At 36.5% G+C, this 16,247-nt stretch carries 13 protein-coding genes and 1 pseudogene; 4 read left to right on the top strand and 10 right to left on the bottom strand.

Annotated features, from left to right (window positions below; genetic code table 11):
- Positions 1-168 precede the first annotated feature (168 nt).
- The 3 genes from AC1M9N_RS10390 to AC1M9N_RS10380 all read right to left on the bottom strand — a co-directional run bounded on the left by AC1M9N_RS10390 (position 169) and on the right by AC1M9N_RS10380 (position 5,068).
- Complete coding sequence (locus tag AC1M9N_RS10390) at positions 169-2,055, bottom strand: nuclease-related domain-containing DEAD/DEAH box helicase (protein ID WP_481954715.1); 1,887 nt, start codon at positions 2,053-2,055, stop codon at positions 169-171.
- A 371-nt stretch (positions 2,056-2,426) separates the two neighbouring features.
- Positions 2,427-3,590, bottom strand: coding sequence for a restriction endonuclease subunit S (locus AC1M9N_RS10385; RefSeq protein WP_481954714.1), 1,164 nt, complete (start codon positions 3,588-3,590; stop codon positions 2,427-2,429).
- Positions 3,587-5,068, bottom strand: a complete 1,482-nt coding sequence (locus AC1M9N_RS10380; protein ID WP_481954735.1) for a type I restriction-modification system subunit M — start codon at positions 5,066-5,068, stop codon at positions 3,587-3,589. The genes AC1M9N_RS10385 and AC1M9N_RS10380 overlap by 4 nt, the downstream gene beginning before the upstream one ends.
- A 170-nt stretch (positions 5,069-5,238) precedes the next feature.
- Here AC1M9N_RS10380 and AC1M9N_RS10375 point away from each other — a divergent pair, with 170 nt between their 5' ends.
- Positions 5,239-5,874: a hypothetical protein gene (locus AC1M9N_RS10375; RefSeq protein WP_481954713.1), complete on the top strand. Its 636-nt coding sequence runs from the start codon at positions 5,239-5,241 to the stop codon at positions 5,872-5,874.
- A gap of 23 nt (positions 5,875-5,897) precedes the next feature.
- On the opposite strand, the pseudogene AC1M9N_RS10370 reads toward AC1M9N_RS10375, so the two are convergent.
- A pseudogene (locus tag AC1M9N_RS10370) lies at positions 5,898-6,002 on the bottom strand (helix-turn-helix domain-containing protein); the annotation flags it as partial.
- A gap of 731 nt (positions 6,003-6,733) precedes the next feature.
- On the opposite strand from AC1M9N_RS10370, the gene fdxA reads away from it, so the two are divergent.
- From fdxA to AC1M9N_RS10355, 3 genes are all read left to right on the top strand, one after another.
- Positions 6,734-7,057 (top strand): ferredoxin FdxA, encoded by a 324-nt coding sequence (fdxA, locus tag AC1M9N_RS10365; protein WP_035266386.1) that lies wholly within the window; start codon positions 6,734-6,736, stop codon positions 7,055-7,057.
- 130 nt (positions 7,058-7,187) lie between these two features.
- On the top strand, positions 7,188-7,907 hold the full coding sequence (locus tag AC1M9N_RS10360) for a peptidase M15 (RefSeq protein ID WP_481954712.1): 720 nt from the start codon (positions 7,188-7,190) through the stop codon (positions 7,905-7,907).
- A gap of 136 nt (positions 7,908-8,043) precedes the next feature.
- Complete coding sequence (locus AC1M9N_RS10355; RefSeq protein WP_481954711.1) at positions 8,044-8,709, top strand: O-methyltransferase; 666 nt, start codon at positions 8,044-8,046, stop codon at positions 8,707-8,709.
- 279 nt (positions 8,710-8,988) lie between these two features.
- On the opposite strand, the gene AC1M9N_RS10350 is transcribed toward AC1M9N_RS10355, so the two are convergent.
- From AC1M9N_RS10350 to AC1M9N_RS10325, 6 genes are all read right to left on the bottom strand, one after another.
- Positions 8,989-9,831 (bottom strand): universal stress protein, encoded by an 843-nt coding sequence (locus AC1M9N_RS10350; protein ID WP_035266378.1) that lies wholly within the window; start codon positions 9,829-9,831, stop codon positions 8,989-8,991.
- A 110-nt stretch (positions 9,832-9,941) separates the two neighbouring features.
- Positions 9,942-10,559 carry a DapH/DapD/GlmU-related protein gene (locus AC1M9N_RS10345; RefSeq protein ID WP_481954734.1) on the bottom strand — a complete coding sequence of 206 codons (618 nt, stop codon included), beginning with the start codon at positions 10,557-10,559 and terminating at the stop codon, positions 9,942-9,944.
- Positions 10,546-11,148 (bottom strand): IMPACT family protein, encoded by a 603-nt coding sequence (locus AC1M9N_RS10340; RefSeq protein WP_481587668.1) that lies wholly within the window; start codon positions 11,146-11,148, stop codon positions 10,546-10,548. The genes AC1M9N_RS10345 and AC1M9N_RS10340 overlap by 14 nt, the downstream gene beginning before the upstream one ends.
- 108 nt (positions 11,149-11,256) lie before the next feature.
- Entirely contained in the window at positions 11,257-12,444 is a 1,188-nt protein-coding gene (locus AC1M9N_RS10335) for an HlyD family type I secretion periplasmic adaptor subunit (RefSeq protein ID WP_035266373.1), read from the bottom strand.
- On the bottom strand, positions 12,441-14,576 hold the full coding sequence (locus tag AC1M9N_RS10330) for a type I secretion system permease/ATPase (RefSeq protein ID WP_481954710.1): 2,136 nt from the start codon (positions 14,574-14,576) through the stop codon (positions 12,441-12,443). Before AC1M9N_RS10330 ends, AC1M9N_RS10335 begins: the two co-directional genes overlap by 4 nt.
- Positions 14,573-15,979: a TolC family outer membrane protein gene (locus AC1M9N_RS10325; RefSeq protein WP_481587693.1), complete on the bottom strand. Its 1,407-nt coding sequence runs from the start codon at positions 15,977-15,979 to the stop codon at positions 14,573-14,575. Before AC1M9N_RS10325 ends, AC1M9N_RS10330 begins: the two co-directional genes overlap by 4 nt.
- Between the last annotated feature and the right edge of the window lie 268 nt (positions 15,980-16,247).

Raw genomic sequence — 16,247 nt, 5'->3', positions numbered from 1 at the left:
CCCTCAAGTAATATTTTTAAATATATTTTATTTCTATAATATAGCTGAATTAAGTGACTGATTTAATATTTAATTATCTAAAGTATAATCAAATAATAATTTCACCTAGCGCATGTTCTTACATGTATTAAATTTACTCAGCAAACAAATAATTTAGACTCTAAAAGTTTATGAATCATTTAAAGAGTTCCATATTTTACTATACTCAATCAGGCTTGGTTCTGCATTAGCTACGTATAAAATGCTACTTCGACCAGACTTTAATCGAGTAATTGCTGTGTAAAATAGAGCATATTCTTTATCCAAATACATTTGATCCCAAACCACTAAAAGTGCTTTAGCTTCCCATCCTTTGAAACTATGTACAGTACAAACTTTTATTCTTGTATCACCTTTAAAAAACCACATTTTTTTTTGACGAGATTCAGTTGGATCTTTTGAAAAAATATCGATATATTTTAAATTGAGCTGATCTAAAGCTTGGCAAATACTCATACCAGCTTCATGTGTTTGAACAAGAATTGTAATATCTGAATGACCGAGTTGAAGTTTTACAACCTCATTTCTGAATTTATTGAATACATTTAAAAAGGTAGATGAATCTATAGATTGAACATTTTCCCAAATCAATGTTGACTCTTCAATTGTTCCAAAATCAAATGAATCCTGTTGTGATGGTTTCGATTCTGATTTAATCACTTTCTCTTGTGGTAAGAACATTTCTGCAAATTTATTTGCGAGGGGAATTAAATTATCTGGTAATCGATAGGTTTGTTTTAATTCAGCCCAAGCACCTCTAAATCCTGCATTTTTCATCACATCATCTGTCCATAAATCTGCAGATGAATAGATGTCTTGGGTTGTATCAGCACATAACAGCATTTCTCCGCCATCAGCTAATAATTTCTTCAAAATATCCCACCATTTAGGATTAAAATCTTGTCCTTCATCCACCAAGATTGCGTCGTATTTTTCAGGCTCACTGATATCTATCGCTTGATTGACAACATCACAAATTTGATCATTATCGGGAAAGTTTAATCCTTGCTCTTTTGCATGTCGAAATAATTCAGAATACTCTGTATCCAGACTTGCGTCATAACACAATCTTCTACAGAGATAGTGGAAATTTATCCATGTTGCATCTGATCTAATTTTTGGATATTCCCTAACAGCCAAATCCTGCAAGTAATTCATTAATGTAATATTAAAGGTCACGATTAATACGGACTTCTGTTCTCTTAACAAATTCGCTGCACGACCTGCAACAACGACAGATTTCCCCGAACCTGCGGGTCCTTTCAAACGCCGAAATCCAGACTCAGTTCGTTCAGTTATAAATTTTTGTTGTTGTAAATTATATTTTAAAGGCTCTCGTTGCTCTTTACTTGACTCAGGTTCAATGAGCCAAACTCTTAATTGTTGTGCAATCACAGGATTCATGTAATTTGATGATATTCGATTTATACCTGAAGGAAAGTTCTCAGCTAGATTTTTTGTAAAACTTTCTTTTGAAAAGATGATATAGCTATTATGTTTACCATCACTGCTTAGTGTAAACACTTTTCTATTTCGACTTTGAAATATCGGTTTAAATAAACTTTCCACACGTTCTTGTGTTGCAGACGGCAATACTAGCCCACATGAGACAACTATCGAATGTTTGGGTTTGCTTAAAATTGGACAATATAAGTCCATAATTTCTTTACGATATAGAAGTAATTGATCTACAGGATTTTTCTTAATATAGGATATTTTTTCTCCTTGCTGATTGATTGCATAGAGATGAACTTTTCCATTATTTTTGGTTTCAATACCATATTGCATGGCAGAAAAATTCCAATTTTTTACTTCAAATACGCCAATTCCAATTTTAGGATGAAGAATAACAACATCAGGGCAAAGACCATTTAAATGTGGTTGGATATAGATTTCCCAATCTCTTGGTAAATGTTCGTCCAAATACTCGATAAATTCTTGTTCTCCAATTTCCAAAGGCTGACGTAATCGCTCCCATTCTTTTTTTGGTGGAGAAATAATTCTTTCAGTTTTCATTGTTATTTTTATCTGGGTGTATAAACCACCATATTAGAATTGAGACAACAAATGTAGGGATTAAAACGTATTGTATTTTTACACCTACATAATCGAGCTGCCAGAAACATATTGCTAGAACAGTTCCTGATATAAATGTTAACCATCCAAATAGTTTTGTCAAAAAAGATCGAATATTATAAATCATACAGTTTTATACATTTTAAAAACTCATTAAATATCAATGCTATTTTTATATCAATTCTTAAAAGTACATTCTGATTAAATTAAAACCAAATAATGTGCTTATTTTAATCAATGGGTTCTCTAGTTAAGTTTAATTATGAAATGGTATTCCTCGGAATACCATTTCATAATTTTTAGATTTAATTTTATAAAGTGCCGTTAAATGCTTGGTTTTGTAATGCGCTAAATAATTGATTTTTAATATCAAGTTGTTTATAAAGCTTTTTCTTTTGATCTTCAATGCTTAAAGCAATTTTAGACCATTTTTCCTGTAACTCATTTGGTGGCAAATAAATTGGGAAACTTTTAACAATATTTAGATTTAAGTTTTCCTGATTTCCACCACGAGCTTGATTCCTTAAATTTTCGTAAGAAAATCTCAGAAAACTAAAAACAAAATAATTACTAATGGATTCTTTAGCTATTAAAGCAGCACAAGCTTGGTTTAATGTTGCTTCGATTCCTAATAAAGCTGATTTCCCTCTAGTGATACCTTGACCATAAAGAGCTAAAATAATAGAACCTTTAGGATACATTTTTAAACGAGCACTATTTTTTCCATCTTCACTAATCGTTTCACTGGTATAGGTAATTGTTCCCCAATTAACTTCAGTTGATTTAACCCAAGGAATATTACCCTCAAAATAATCTGCATTTTGTCTTGATGGGGTTGATCCTGTTCCTACTTCACATTGCTCACCTAATGTTGAAGATACCCACCCTTTAGGATTACTGACAGGATCACCAAACATATCAATAAAGGTGGCTTGTAAAAGCTGATCTAACTTTTCAATCGCTTGCTGACGTTTTTGGCGCAACTCATCCGCTTGATCTAAAATAGAGGCAATTCGGCGTTGTTCTGCAAGTGGTGGGAGTGGAACTTTGATAGCTTTTAATTGATCTAAAGTAATACCTTTAACAGTTGCTCCTTTGCCCATAGAAGCAATATTTTCTTTATTCGACTCTAAGAAACGTAAAAGATATTTTACATCTAACTTTTCTTTATCATTAACAGATATAGCTTTCAGATCTTGATTAATTGCAACATCAATTTCTGAAATCACAACCTTACCTAAAGCCATTCGTGTTGGAATAATTATTGTGCCTTTGGTGATCAAATTAGATGCACTATTTTTTAAACCTAACTCACTAATAAACTCTTGAGTTTCTGTCAAAGTAATACCTTCGTTTAAATCTTTGACTGTCGCCCATGGAATCGAATTGTCCCAATATTCTTCAACATTTCTACTAGGTGTACCACCACCTTTGAAATCAACTAAATCCCCTAACTCTTTAAAAACCAAACTCACTTAAGCATCTCCTTAAGCGTAGCCATTCCTTTTAAAATATCCTGCTCAAGTCGTTCTAAATCTGCCAAAATCTTACTTGGTGCTTCATATTCCACTTGCTCATAAACCACTTCTTTATAACGGTTAATCGACAAGTCATAACCATTGGCAGCAATATCCGCTTTATCCACCATAAAGCTTTGCTCAGTGGCTTGACGAGAGCTTTCCGCTTCTAGGTTTTTAAAACGCGCAATAATGTCAGGAATGTTGTTATTTTCGTGCTTAGACGCATCGAGTTCATTACGCTTATCATCCAACGAATAACCATCTGCCTGCATATCATAAAACCAAACTTTGTCCGTACCGCCCGACATGGTTTTGGTAAAAATCATAATTGCAGTTGAAACCCCAGCATACGGCTTAAATACACCTGAAGGCATCGAAATAATGGCTTCAAGCTTTTGCTTTTCTACAATATTTTGACGCAACGTTTTATGTGCCGTTGATGATCCAAATAACACACCATCTGGAACAATTACTGCTGTACGACCCCCTGTTTTAAGTAAACGTAAGATCAAAGCTAAAAACAGTAATTCGGTTTTTTTAGTTTTTACTACCGCCTGAAGGTTCCTTGCACATGACTCTTCATCAAGACTTCCTTTAAATGGAGGATTGGCAAGAATCAGACTGTATTTTTCAGCAATATGTGAATGCGCTTCACTTAATGAATCACGGTTTTCAATACTTGGGTTTTCTACACCGTGCAGCATCATGTTCATTGAACCAATACGAAGCATGGTACTGTCAAAGTCATAACCAAAGAAAGTGTCGGAGCTAAAGCGTTTCGCTGCTTCAGGATTGGCAAAAATTTCAGTAGCGTAATGATCGTTTAAGTATTCACTTGCAGCAACTAAAAAGCCTGCTGTACCACAAGCAGGGTCACAAATGGTATCCGTTGGTTTTGGCTGCATCAGCTCCACAATCATTTTAATGATATGACGAGGAGTACGGAATTGACCGTTTTGACCTGCTGATGCAATTTTGCCAAGCATATATTCGTAAATATCACCCTTGGTGTCTTTATCATCCATTGGCACATCGGCAACCAAATCCACCACTTTGGTGAGTAGCGCAGCTGTAGGAATGGTAAAACGTGCATCCTTCATGTGATGGCTATAGGTGGTTTCGTCTTCTGCGCCTAAGTTTTTAATAAACGGAAAAACTTCATTGGCAACCGTGTTATACAGCGTTGCAGCATCACCCAGAGTAATAAACTTTGACCAACGTAAATGATCTTGATCTGCGGTGAAAATCGGTTGCTCAACTTCTTTTTTTAAACGGTTTGCTTTCCTTTCTTTGGTAATCTGAATTTCATCGAGTCGGCGAATAAACAGCAAATAAGTCATTTGCTCCATGACTTCTAAAGGATTGGAAATACCGCCACTCCAAAATGCATTCCAAATTTGGTCAATTTTGCTTTTAATTTCGCCTGTAATCACGTGGATGACTCTCAAATTTCTTTGAGCATATTGTGTTGGATTTGAAGAGGAAAAGCTATAAGACTTAAAGTATAACGACATAATGTGTCGTTGTACTGCCTTTGATATATGGTTGTTTGTTAATCCATATGTTTAGATTTAAGAATAAATCGTTGTAGTGGTGCTTAAATATGGAATGGTTGAAATGGCTGTTAGAGATTCTAGTTGGTCTAGGAGTTTTAGGGGTAGCATTTAAGTGGATATTTTCACCGAGATTTCGTCTTGAGTTAACAAAGAAAAATTTTAAAAAAGATAAATTGGAATTGGATAATTACTTGGAGTCATGTGATAAATTCAAAAGAAAATTAATACACCCTGTGCAATTTCAATATGCGACGAATAGCTTTTTAGGGACAACGAAATTTCACTACAGCTTATTTAATGAACGAATAAAACACTTATGGAATTTTAGGAAAGTTTTTTCAGATTTAAATTACAGTTATTTTTTTATTAGACAGATAGTTGCAAACAATCAAGCACATTTAGAATATATTTGCAGAGAAAAAACGATTAAGAATATTAAGTTAGTTGCTGTAACAATATTTATCTTAGCTGCATTAATTTATGTAAGTGTGATCATTTTTGAAATACTCTTTCTGAATCAGTTTATTTCTAACCATCAGATCAATAAGAATGACTATATTAATTATAAGCTACTTTTAACTGCTCTATATATCGTTTTAATTTTAATGGCATCATTCTTTGGAGGTAAGGCAACTGTTGCTCTTTCTCTAAAGGATACTTTCGAAATTCGAGAAAAAAAATGATGATGATTAAAGTCTAAGGTTTGCAATAACACGGGAGGGTTAAGCCTGAGTAGTTCAGCAATCTTATGATGCTTTTCAAGCGTCATGATTACTTCTCCACGCTCAATACGACCAACATAACTACGGTCGGCTTTGTTGCCAAGCACTATAAGGATCAGCAAACTACCAGTCTATGTCTAATTCTTGAGCAGTATACTCATGCAGGCTGGACTCCTTACCATTATCTGCGGTGCTCGTCTTGAGCTGATCTCTGATCAGCTCAAGTAGACGGATTGTTATTTGGCAAACTTCTTCTGAATAGCCACCGATTTTAATGTGCCACCTTATTTTATCCTGCTGAATAGAGCGATACATTGAATGCAAACTGACTGAAACACGAGAAGCGATCTGTTCAGGACTCCATTGAAGATGAAGATAAGAAATGACTTGTGCCCATATTTCACAAGAGATTCTTTTAGGTTTTGAACAATGGCGTCTTCAGTTTCCAAGCGATATAACGTTTAGAAAATCCTTCACGTAATCATGTATACATCTGATATCTTTATTCTTAGATAAAATGATTATTGTTCATGATGCAATTTTGACTTTGGTCGGCCGAAAGCAAAAGCTAGCTCATCCTGCCTCCTTCCAATACTTTAATCTCAGATGCACTTCATTTAAGAATCTAGGTATTCACGATTTTTGAAATCAGAGGCAGAATGCCTGAGAATTTGCAAATTAGTACGATCTCATCATAAATATTACTGATTTAGTAGCATCCCCTATATTAAATATCAAGAAAAGGAATTGTTAGTTTCGTTCAATTTGCCTAAAATACAGCATTCGTTATTAGAACCATATTTTTTAGGTAGCTGACGCCATGACCTTTGTTGTCACTGAAAATTGTATAAAATGTAAGTATCAAGACTGCGTAGAAGTTTGCCCAGTTGACTGTTTCTATGAAGGTCCAAACTTTCTAGTCATTAATCCAGATGAGTGTATTGACTGCGCGTTATGTGAGCCTGAATGCCCTGCTAATGCCATTTTCTCGGAAGATGAACTGCCAGAAGGTCAAGAAGTCTTTATCGAACTTAATGCTGAACTTGCTGAAAAATGGCCAAACATTACTCAGATTGGTGATCAACCAGCTGACCGTGAAGAATGGAATGGCAAACCAAACAAATTGCAATATTTAGAAAAATAATCAATGAGAGATCAGCTTCGGCTGATCTTTTTTATACCCAATTGGTACATTTATTTGCAATTTATACGCATTCTTGATAATCAATTAGCATAAAATAGAAACTTATTTGCTTTAGTAAAATTTATTTATAATGAAATTAATTTTGAAGGGCTTGTGCTCAATCAGTGCAATATCGTTGATATTGATTGGATGTACGTCCTCCCCTCAAAAAGGACGATCAATCGTCATCAATGATGGTCAACGCATATATATTCCACAAGAAAAAATAACCTATGAACGTCCAGCGCGACCAAAAGTCATGCCGAATTCTTATCGTGTTTGGCTGATGCAAGGTAATAACCAAGCTCAAGCACGAGAATATGAACAATACTTAGAACGTAATAATGTTGGCAATATTATCCCAAGTTTTGAATTATTTAAATCAGCACGTGCTTGGCAGAAATGTGGTAAATCTGAATATATGGTTCCAAACCGTGAGCTATGGTCGAATCAGTTACCAACACTGAAAGTATTTAAATATCTCGTTGCAGCAAGGATTTTAACTGATTTTGAGGTTACATCTGTATATCGTGACCTTCCATTAAATCAGTGTGCTGGTGGCGCAGGTTCGTCTCGACACTTGTATAACTCAGCCATTGATTTCAGAATCGGTCCTGAATTTCCTCAGGCTGAAGATTATGCATTCATCGAAAATTCTAAATTTAAATTGTGCCAATTTTGGCAAAATTATGGTCAAAGCTTAAATATGGGCTTAGGTTTGTATGCGACTGGTCAAATACATATTGATACTCAAGGTTACCGAACTTGGGGACCCGATCTGACTCGAAATACATCTTTATGCCATTACTAATTTTAGATGATCACATTTAATTAAGAGGTCTTTGACCTCTTTTTTTTTGACTGATTTTTCAGCATCAAAGCATCAGAAATTTGCACATTCACTCGAAACGATTACAATGCACTGAACTCCCTAAAGGTACTCAGTTATGCAACAACAATGGTCAGATATTGATGCTTATATTGAATCTCATCTGATGCCAGAAGATCCAATTTTAACTCAGACTCTACAAAATACAGCTGATAAGGGTTTTCCTGACCATCTAGCAGTTGCTGCTAACCAAGGCATGTTATTACAAATGTTGATTCAAATGAATCAGTGTAAGCGTGTGTTAGAGCTTGGAACCTTTGCGGCTTATAGCACCATGTGGCTAGCAAGAGCCCTTCCTGACGATGGATATATTCTCACGATCGAAGGTCGTGATACACATGCAGCACTCGGTCAAGAAAATATCGACAATGCGAAATTAAAGCAAACGGTTGAATTAAAAGTTGGTCGCGCTGCGGATATTCTCAAATCTTTACCTGAAAATTTTGAGCCATTTGACTTTATATTTATTGATGCTGATAAACAAAGTTACCCAGAGTATTTAGAACTATCACTTAAATTTTCACGCTCAGGTACCATTATTTTTTTAGATAATGTGATTCGCGCTGGTGATATTTTGGATGAAAAAAATGTCAAACCAAGCATCGAAGGTATTCGTGAAATGTACCGCCTTATGCAGAATCATCCTCGACTATTGTCGAGTACAGCCTTACAAACCGTCGGCAGTAAAGGACATGATGGTTTTGCACTGGCGATTGTCAAATAAATCTTAATACTAGTCATTAGTATCACTTAAAGGAGTATTCATCAATTTGAATACTCCTTTTTTTTGCACTAAAGCCCTGAAAAAGTTATCCCCGATTCCTGTTTGTATTCCTGTGGATAAAAATAAAATATTATGGCAAACACCTGATTTTCATAAGCTTTAATCAAAAGATTATAAAATAATCAAACCATAAAACCCTACTGTTCTAAAAATTTATCCACCTTCTACCAGTAAAGTTGAACCAATATTTATCAAGTAAAATTAATCAAAATTGATTGATCATTTAGCAACCAACAATGGAACGACTGAATTTCTAAATATATTGGTCGTAATACTGCCCAAGAAAAATTGTTTTACTTTACTGCGACTATAAGCGCCTAGCACAATTAATTGAATTTGATGTTGTTGCTGATAATCTAAAATATTCTCAGCGACATCTCCAAAACGGTATTCAACAACCACATCCAATCCAGCTTCACGTAAATACTGAGCTGGGATATCAAGAATTTCGGGATGATCACCCACATAAAGCAAATGACACTGAAGTGTTCTTAATAAATCACTTTTAGCAACACGATGCATCATTTCTTTACAAGTCTGAGAATCTTCATAGGCGAAAATAAAACGTGTTGGTGGCTTAAAGGTTTCACCAACAGTTAAAACCGTACAACGAGCACCACGAATAAAATTCTCTACATTACTCCCTAAGCTTTTGTGTTTTTCCGCGGAGCGCTCACCTACTCGACCAATAATCGCAATATCATTTTCATTTAAAACATTGAAACTCTGTTCGAGGAAATCGCCTTTTTCTTGAATTTTTATCGGCGTAATACCATATTTTTCTTCAATCACTTCTGAAATATGTGAAAGAAGATTATTACTATAATCTAAAGCTAATTCACTTTGTTTTTGTTCTAATTCCGCGAGTTCTTTTAAGAGCATCGCATTGCTTTCAAATCCAATCACACCACTAATTTCACCCAGATGATAACTTGCAGGATAGTAATCTAAAACCTGTAAAAGGACTAACTCACGTTTAGTTCGATCCGCAATCCAGGCTGCTGCTTCAGCTAAGGCATGAATACATGGGGATGAATCAATACACGCAATTACACGGTTCATGATTGCCTCACTTTGACATGATGTCTGATTGTTCTTTTCTTTAAACTATCATAGCTTTCGGGCAAATGAACATGGTTTATGTAATTTAATTCAATCTTTCGCGTTACGAATTATTCACGCATTCGTATAAATTGAGCTGGATTCCCTGCAACAACTTCTCTTGCCTGAATATCCTTAGTAACCATACTATTCATACCTACAATCACCTGTTCATGTATGGTCACGCCATCTTTAATGCCCACATGCGCCCCTAACCAAACATCACGATGAATCTCAATGCCTTTTGAGCGTACTCCTTGCTGGTAAATAGGTTGATCTAAACTCATGCCATGGTCAAATGCATAAAGATGACAATAAGCTGCGATCCGTACTTGGTCATGAATCTTAATCCCAACGCGTCCACCATCTAAAATACAATGATGATTAACGGCGACTTCAGACCCAATTTCTAAAGGACCATGCAAGGTACAATCCGCGGCAATAAAAGTATTATCTCCAATAATGATCTTCCGACCACGCTCAGCAAAAATATGGGCTAAAGGGGAAATGAAACAATTTTCTCCAATTTCAACAGTCTCCATGTCCATTAAATAGGCTTGATAATCTTTTTGCCAAGCTTCAGCCCATTCACGATGCTTTGCCTTGAGTGACCAATATAACCAAGGCATGTAATTCAAACGATGTTTATGTTGTTCTCGATACTTGAGTAAAGGATCATGTTCCGTCACGTTCGACATCCTCTATATTCAATTGTTCACGTCCACGAGTAACATCTTGGATTTTCAGTTTAAACGGCTCAATTTCATGAATTTGCATACGTGCAGTAATCAATACTCCAGAGTCAACATATTCTTCAATATATTCAATTTTTTGTTGATTTAGCTCGTATTGAAAAATCGACCACTCATTAAATTGGCATTTAAAATTTACAGTTTTCTTTTCGATGAGTTCAATTTTTTCGACCTGTAATAAGCATTGCCCTGCTACACCTCCGTATGCTCGTACCAAGCCTCCAGTTCCGAGTTTGATACCACCATACCAGCGGTTTACCAATACAATAATATTAGTGAGCTCATTCCCTTCAATCGTTGCAAGTATGGGTCTTCCAGCTGTTCCTGAAGGTTCTCCATCATCATTAAAACGGACTTGCTGCCCAATTTTCCATGCCCAGCATTGATGGGTCGTCGAGGCATCAAAATACTGGTTTAAAAACTCTTTTACATCCTGTTCATTTTCCACAGGTGCGGTGATCGCCTGAAAACGGCTTTTCTTAATATCTTCTTCATAGATATAAGTCTGAGCAAGAGTAAATGGCATGGTAAATTACAACAATTGAACTCAAATACATTATGCGTGATTCAATCATATTAAAAAACCCAATCAAAAGATCATTGATTGGGTTTTAAACAGACTGAAAAATAAAGATTATCGTTCGCGTAACGCTTCCTTCGCCTTATTGAATGGTTTCAACAGGTATTCAAGAATCGTTTTTTGACCTGTCTTAATATCAACCGTTGATACCATACCCGGCGTGATTGGGAAAGCTTGCCCAGCTTTGTTATAAAGCTTGTCTGAATCAGTACGAATATACACACGATAATAAAACTGATCTTGTTTAACTTCATCACGTAGCGTATCAGGAGAAATGACTGTTACCTCTCCTTTTAAGCCACCGTAAATTGAATAATCGTACGCAGTGATTTTAACTAAAGCTTCCTGTCCAGGATGAATAAATGCAATATCACGCGGTGAAATTCGCGCCTCAATTAAAAGTTGTTCATCCAATGGAACAATGGTCATCAACTTACCATTCTGAGGAATAACTCCACCCAAAGTCATCACATCAATTTCTTTCACTACACCGCGGACTGGTGCTTTAAAGATTGTACGATTCAGACTATCCGATTTACCTTTGATCACTTGTTGTTGAGTTTCGACATCCGTGCTCGCCTTAGATAATTCTTCACGTGCCTGAACATAGTACTGGTTACGAATATCGTTAATTTGGTTGGTCAATTCATTTGCTTGACGTTTTAAACGTAAAACTTCAACTTCACTCGCAGCACCTTTGGCAACAAGCGGTTCTGTCATTCTCAATTCTTGCTGAACTAACGTAAGTGCTTGCGTTAAGCCAGCAATGGATTCTTCCATATTGGCACGTCTAGAACGATAAAGCTGAGTTTCCTCAGCAACCAATTTTGGAATTTTTTGAACTGATTCTGGAAATACCAGTGGACCACCATTCACTTCCGCACGTAAACGCGCAGCTGTTGCTTGCGATGACAGTAGTAACGATTCTGATTCACCCACATTTGAAGCAAATCGTGTCGGATCAAGTTGAGCAAGGGTTTGCCCTTTTTCAACAATATCACCTTCTTTAACTTCAAGTTTGGTTAGAATCCCGCCCTCTAAAGATTGAATCACTTGTTCCTTAGAAGTTGGAACCACTTTACCTGTACCATTAGAAACTTCTTCAAGTTTGAAAATAGCTGCCCAAATAATGAGTGCAAGCAAACCCAGACCAATAATCCAAATCGTAATACTGACCTTCGGTAATGGTGGCTCTAACTGAGACACTTTTAATGAACGTTGTTGTTTTAATTCTTCGCTCATGATTTAGCCCCTGAATTTGCTTGTTGCTGGCCAGAATTATTTAAAATTTGATCACGTGGGCCATCCATAACGATACGACCATCATTCACCACAATAATACGATCCACTAACTCTAATACTGCACGGCGGTGGGTTGCCACAACCAATGTGCGATGTCCAAGCCAGTTCTTCATATGATCAATTAATTGTTTTTCAGATACATCATCAATCGCAGCTGTAGGTTCATCTAACAACAGAATATTTGGCTGACAAATGAGGAGTCTTGACAATAAAAGTGCCTGACGTTGTCCACCTGAGAAGCCGACACCACCTTCTAAAATAATATGATCCAATCCTTCTTTCTTTTCTTGAATGAAGTTAAGTGCACCGGTTACAGCAAGTGCTTTTAATAAATCATCATCGGTAGCTAAGGGTGCACCTAACGTTAAATTTTCTCTGACTGTACCAAAGAATAGGTGCGCATTTTGATTCAACAAACCTACGTCACGACGAACGTCCGATGGATCTAACAAGGTAATATCAATATTATCTAATTGAACCTTACCTTGAACTGCAGTTTGCATACCTGAAAGTAATTGAAGAATGGTCGATTTACCTGCACCGTTACGCCCAAGAATCGCAATTTTTTCACCTGGTTTAATTTCAAGTTTAGGAATAACGACACTTGGTTTAGGATCTTCTTCGCCGTATTTAAAGACCACACCATTTAATTCATAATGACCATCAAGTACTGATCGCTGAATCAATTGTGAACGCTCAGGATGGTCAACCTGTTTACTCATTAATTCATCAAGACTTTCTTTCGCTGTTTTAGCTTGCTGATAACGACCAAGAACACCTGTAACCTGTGCAATTGGCGCTAACATACGTGATGATAGAATCGAACATGCCACCAACGCACCGGTGGTCATTTCTCCATCCATTACCGCAAAACAACCCACCAATACTACAATTGCAAAGGTCAATCCCTGTAATTTTTGTGTCCAAAGATTCAATACGCCTACAATTTTACGTTGTTTCATGCTGATAGAAGCTGAAACATCATTCATGTGATTCCACTGATTTTGAAAGCGAGACTCTGCACGTAGCAGTTTAATATCTTCAATACCTTGAACAGCTTCAACGAGAATCGCATTTCGTATTGATGACTCACGCATACCCTCTTTAGCCAATTGCGCTAATTTTTTTTGCGCCAAAAGCCCTGGAATAATCATCAGCGGTACAACCACCAAAATTACCCAGAAAAGATTGCCACCAATAAGCCAAAAAATACCAAGAAACAGGAAGAAGAATGGTAAATCAGCAAAGGCGGTAATTGTTGTAGATGTTACAAGCTCACGCACACCTTCTAATTCACGAATTTGTGAAATAAACGTTCCCGTGGATTTAGATCGTTCACTATTTTTAATACGTAAAGCATGACCAAAGACCCGATCTGAGACTCTTAAATCCGCACGCTTACCAATCATATCTGAAAGAATTAATCGTGAGTATTTCAATGCGAATTCAAAGATTGCAGCAAGTAATACACCACCTGCCAGTACCCACAAGGTTGGAATAGATTGTGCTGGAATAACGCGGTCATACACATTCATCGAGAATACGATTGTCGCGAGTGCTAATACGTTTGCAAGCAATGATGCAAACATAATATCGATATAGCGTTTCCAATCGCGTAATACAATTTCCCAAAACCAATTTTTTTCGTACGGTTTAATGTATTCGTCAATACGCGCATCAGGTACTGAGGTTTCTGGTCTTAAAATATAGACTGAGTCGATGACATCTAACAATGTATCTACTGAAAATGTCTGTGCTAACCCTTCATCACCGCTCAGTTGAACACTTGCGTTACCTCGTGCATCTGCACGATCAATGACCCCAACTTGCCCATCTTTAAATCCGACCAATACCGGTAAACGCCACGGATTTAAAATATCGGGGCTAAAATCCACTTTACGGACATGCAAACCTACTTGGCGTGTCATAATTGCCAAGATGTCATCGACTGACTGGTTCTGATTCCAGTTTAGTTCTAAGCGAATACGTTCAGCAGAGGTTTCAATTCGATAATGACGTGCAACCGTCAGGACACCTTGTAACCATGGTTGATAATTTATTCTTGTATTCATGGTTTCAATTCTACCCCTTGAATGGTCAAATTATTAAGTTGATATACATCGCGGCTCTTACCAGAAGCGGCAATATATTGAACTAAGTTTTCATAAATATCATAACGTGCCGTTTCAATATCTGAATTTGAACGGTGAATCGCTTGTTCAGCATTTAAAAGATCAACAGCTGTACGAGTGCCAAGTTTATATTGTTCTTGATATAACTCTTTTGTTCTGACTGATGTCGCTTGTTGATCAATTAATACTTTCATTTGTCGCTGTTTATTTTCAACTTGTTCTTGAGCACGACGAATTTCATCAATTGTTTCTAAATAAACTGCATTTACTTTTGCTTTAGCAGCTTCTTCTGCAAACGATGCCGCACGACTGCGTGAACTAATTGCACCACCTTGGAAGAAAGTACTATTTGCTTCAAGCATAATAGAACTATCTGTTCCATCGTCTTGATTGTTATTCGGATTACGTCCGTTGACTGCTTGACTCAATGTACCTTTAACATTTAACGTAGGATAACGACTCAATTGAGTTTGTTTTTTTTCCAATTCTGCAACATCAACTTCAGCTTTGGCAGCCATCATTTTCGGAATTTCGTTAAACTTTGGCTCTGAATAAATATCTGAAGCCTTAATTAAACTCTCAGGTATCTCCCAGTTATATTTTGATATATCTGTTCCCATCAAAGTTCTAAGACGTTGTTTAAATACATTGAGCTGTGTTTCTTGCAGAATTAAATTTGATTGTGCAGATTCATAATATGATTGCGCTTGGATTGGATCGGCCTGACTGCTGATACCTGCCTCTGCACGTAAATTAGCAATTTCTCGGATTCGTGATATACCAGCAATTTGCTCACGTGCAATACGTGTAATTTCTTCATATCGCTTAATATTCACGATGGCAGAAGCCACTTCAAGAGCAATTTGGTCAATTGTGACAAGAACTTGAGCTTGGCTAAACTGCAACTTGGCTTCTTCTGTACTAACTAGTGATTTTTGTTTACCAAAGTCAAAAAGTAGTTGTGTCGCATTGACATTAAATAATTGACGCCCTCTTTCTCCTGAAGTCATATCTCCAGTTGAAACACCTGCACTCAACTGTGGGTAATAACCGGCTTTAGCAACATCAATAAATGCATTTTGTGATGCGAGTGAAGAAACACTTTGTGTCACTTCAGGATGTCTAGCTACTGCAATCTTAATCGCATCGTATAAGCTTAACGTTTGTTTATCAGCCGTACCATTCACAAGTGGCATCAAAGATACTGGAGCACTAGGCGAAGCTTGTGTCGTTATCACAGGCAATTGTTCGACCTGTTTAGGATCAAAGCTAAAATCACTCAGTTCATTTAACTTAACTTGTCTAAAGTCATCATCAGCTTTAGGTTTAAAAAACTGATCCATATTTGATTTTAATGCAGTTAAACTGAATTTTTTCTTTGCTTGAGGTTCAGCATTCACCGTATTGTATTTTTGTTCAGAGACGACTTGATCAGCTTTAGGCTTAATATTTACAACTGGCTTAATCGACTGCGATTGTTCAGATATTTTCGCTTTCTGCTCTATTGGTTTTGAATAAACAATTGTAGGTTTATTTACAGCCAAAGCACTAGTCGGTTGCTGAACGATCAAGTTTGGACGCTCAATTACATTCTGTGTTTCTAACTTATTA

The sequence above is a fragment of the Acinetobacter sp. ANC_7655 genome, from assembly GCF_056784015.1.
Note: the sequence above shows the minus strand (reverse complement) of the source record. Positions and strands in the feature narration are given on the sequence as shown.

What these genes read in the sequence shown, in the direction of transcription:
- AC1M9N_RS10390 (WP_481954715.1), bottom strand. Translation starts at nt 2,055, where the DNA reads ATGAAAACTGAAAGAATTATTTCTCCACCAAAAAAAGAATGGGAGCGA.
- AC1M9N_RS10375 (WP_481954713.1), top strand. Translation starts at nt 5,239, where the DNA reads ATGGAATGGTTGAAATGGCTGTTAGAGATTCTAGTTGGTCTAGGAGTT.
- fdxA (WP_035266386.1), top strand. Translation starts at nt 6,734, where the DNA reads ATGACCTTTGTTGTCACTGAAAATTGTATAAAATGTAAGTATCAAGAC.
- AC1M9N_RS10360 (WP_481954712.1), top strand. Translation starts at nt 7,188, where the DNA reads ATGAAATTAATTTTGAAGGGCTTGTGCTCAATCAGTGCAATATCGTTG.
- AC1M9N_RS10355 (WP_481954711.1), top strand. Translation starts at nt 8,044, where the DNA reads ATGCAACAACAATGGTCAGATATTGATGCTTATATTGAATCTCATCTG.
- AC1M9N_RS10350 (WP_035266378.1), bottom strand. Translation starts at nt 9,831, where the DNA reads ATGAACCGTGTAATTGCGTGTATTGATTCATCCCCATGTATTCATGCC.
- AC1M9N_RS10340 (WP_481587668.1), bottom strand. Translation starts at nt 11,148, where the DNA reads ATGCCATTTACTCTTGCTCAGACTTATATCTATGAAGAAGATATTAAG.
- AC1M9N_RS10335 (WP_035266373.1), bottom strand. Translation starts at nt 12,444, where the DNA reads ATGAGCGAAGAATTAAAACAACAACGTTCATTAAAAGTGTCTCAGTTA.
- AC1M9N_RS10330 (WP_481954710.1), bottom strand. Translation starts at nt 14,576, where the DNA reads ATGAATACAAGAATAAATTATCAACCATGGTTACAAGGTGTCCTGACG.
- AC1M9N_RS10325 (WP_481587693.1), bottom strand. Translation starts at nt 15,979, where the DNA reads ATGGATCAGTTTTTTAAACCTAAAGCTGATGATGACTTTAGACAAGTT.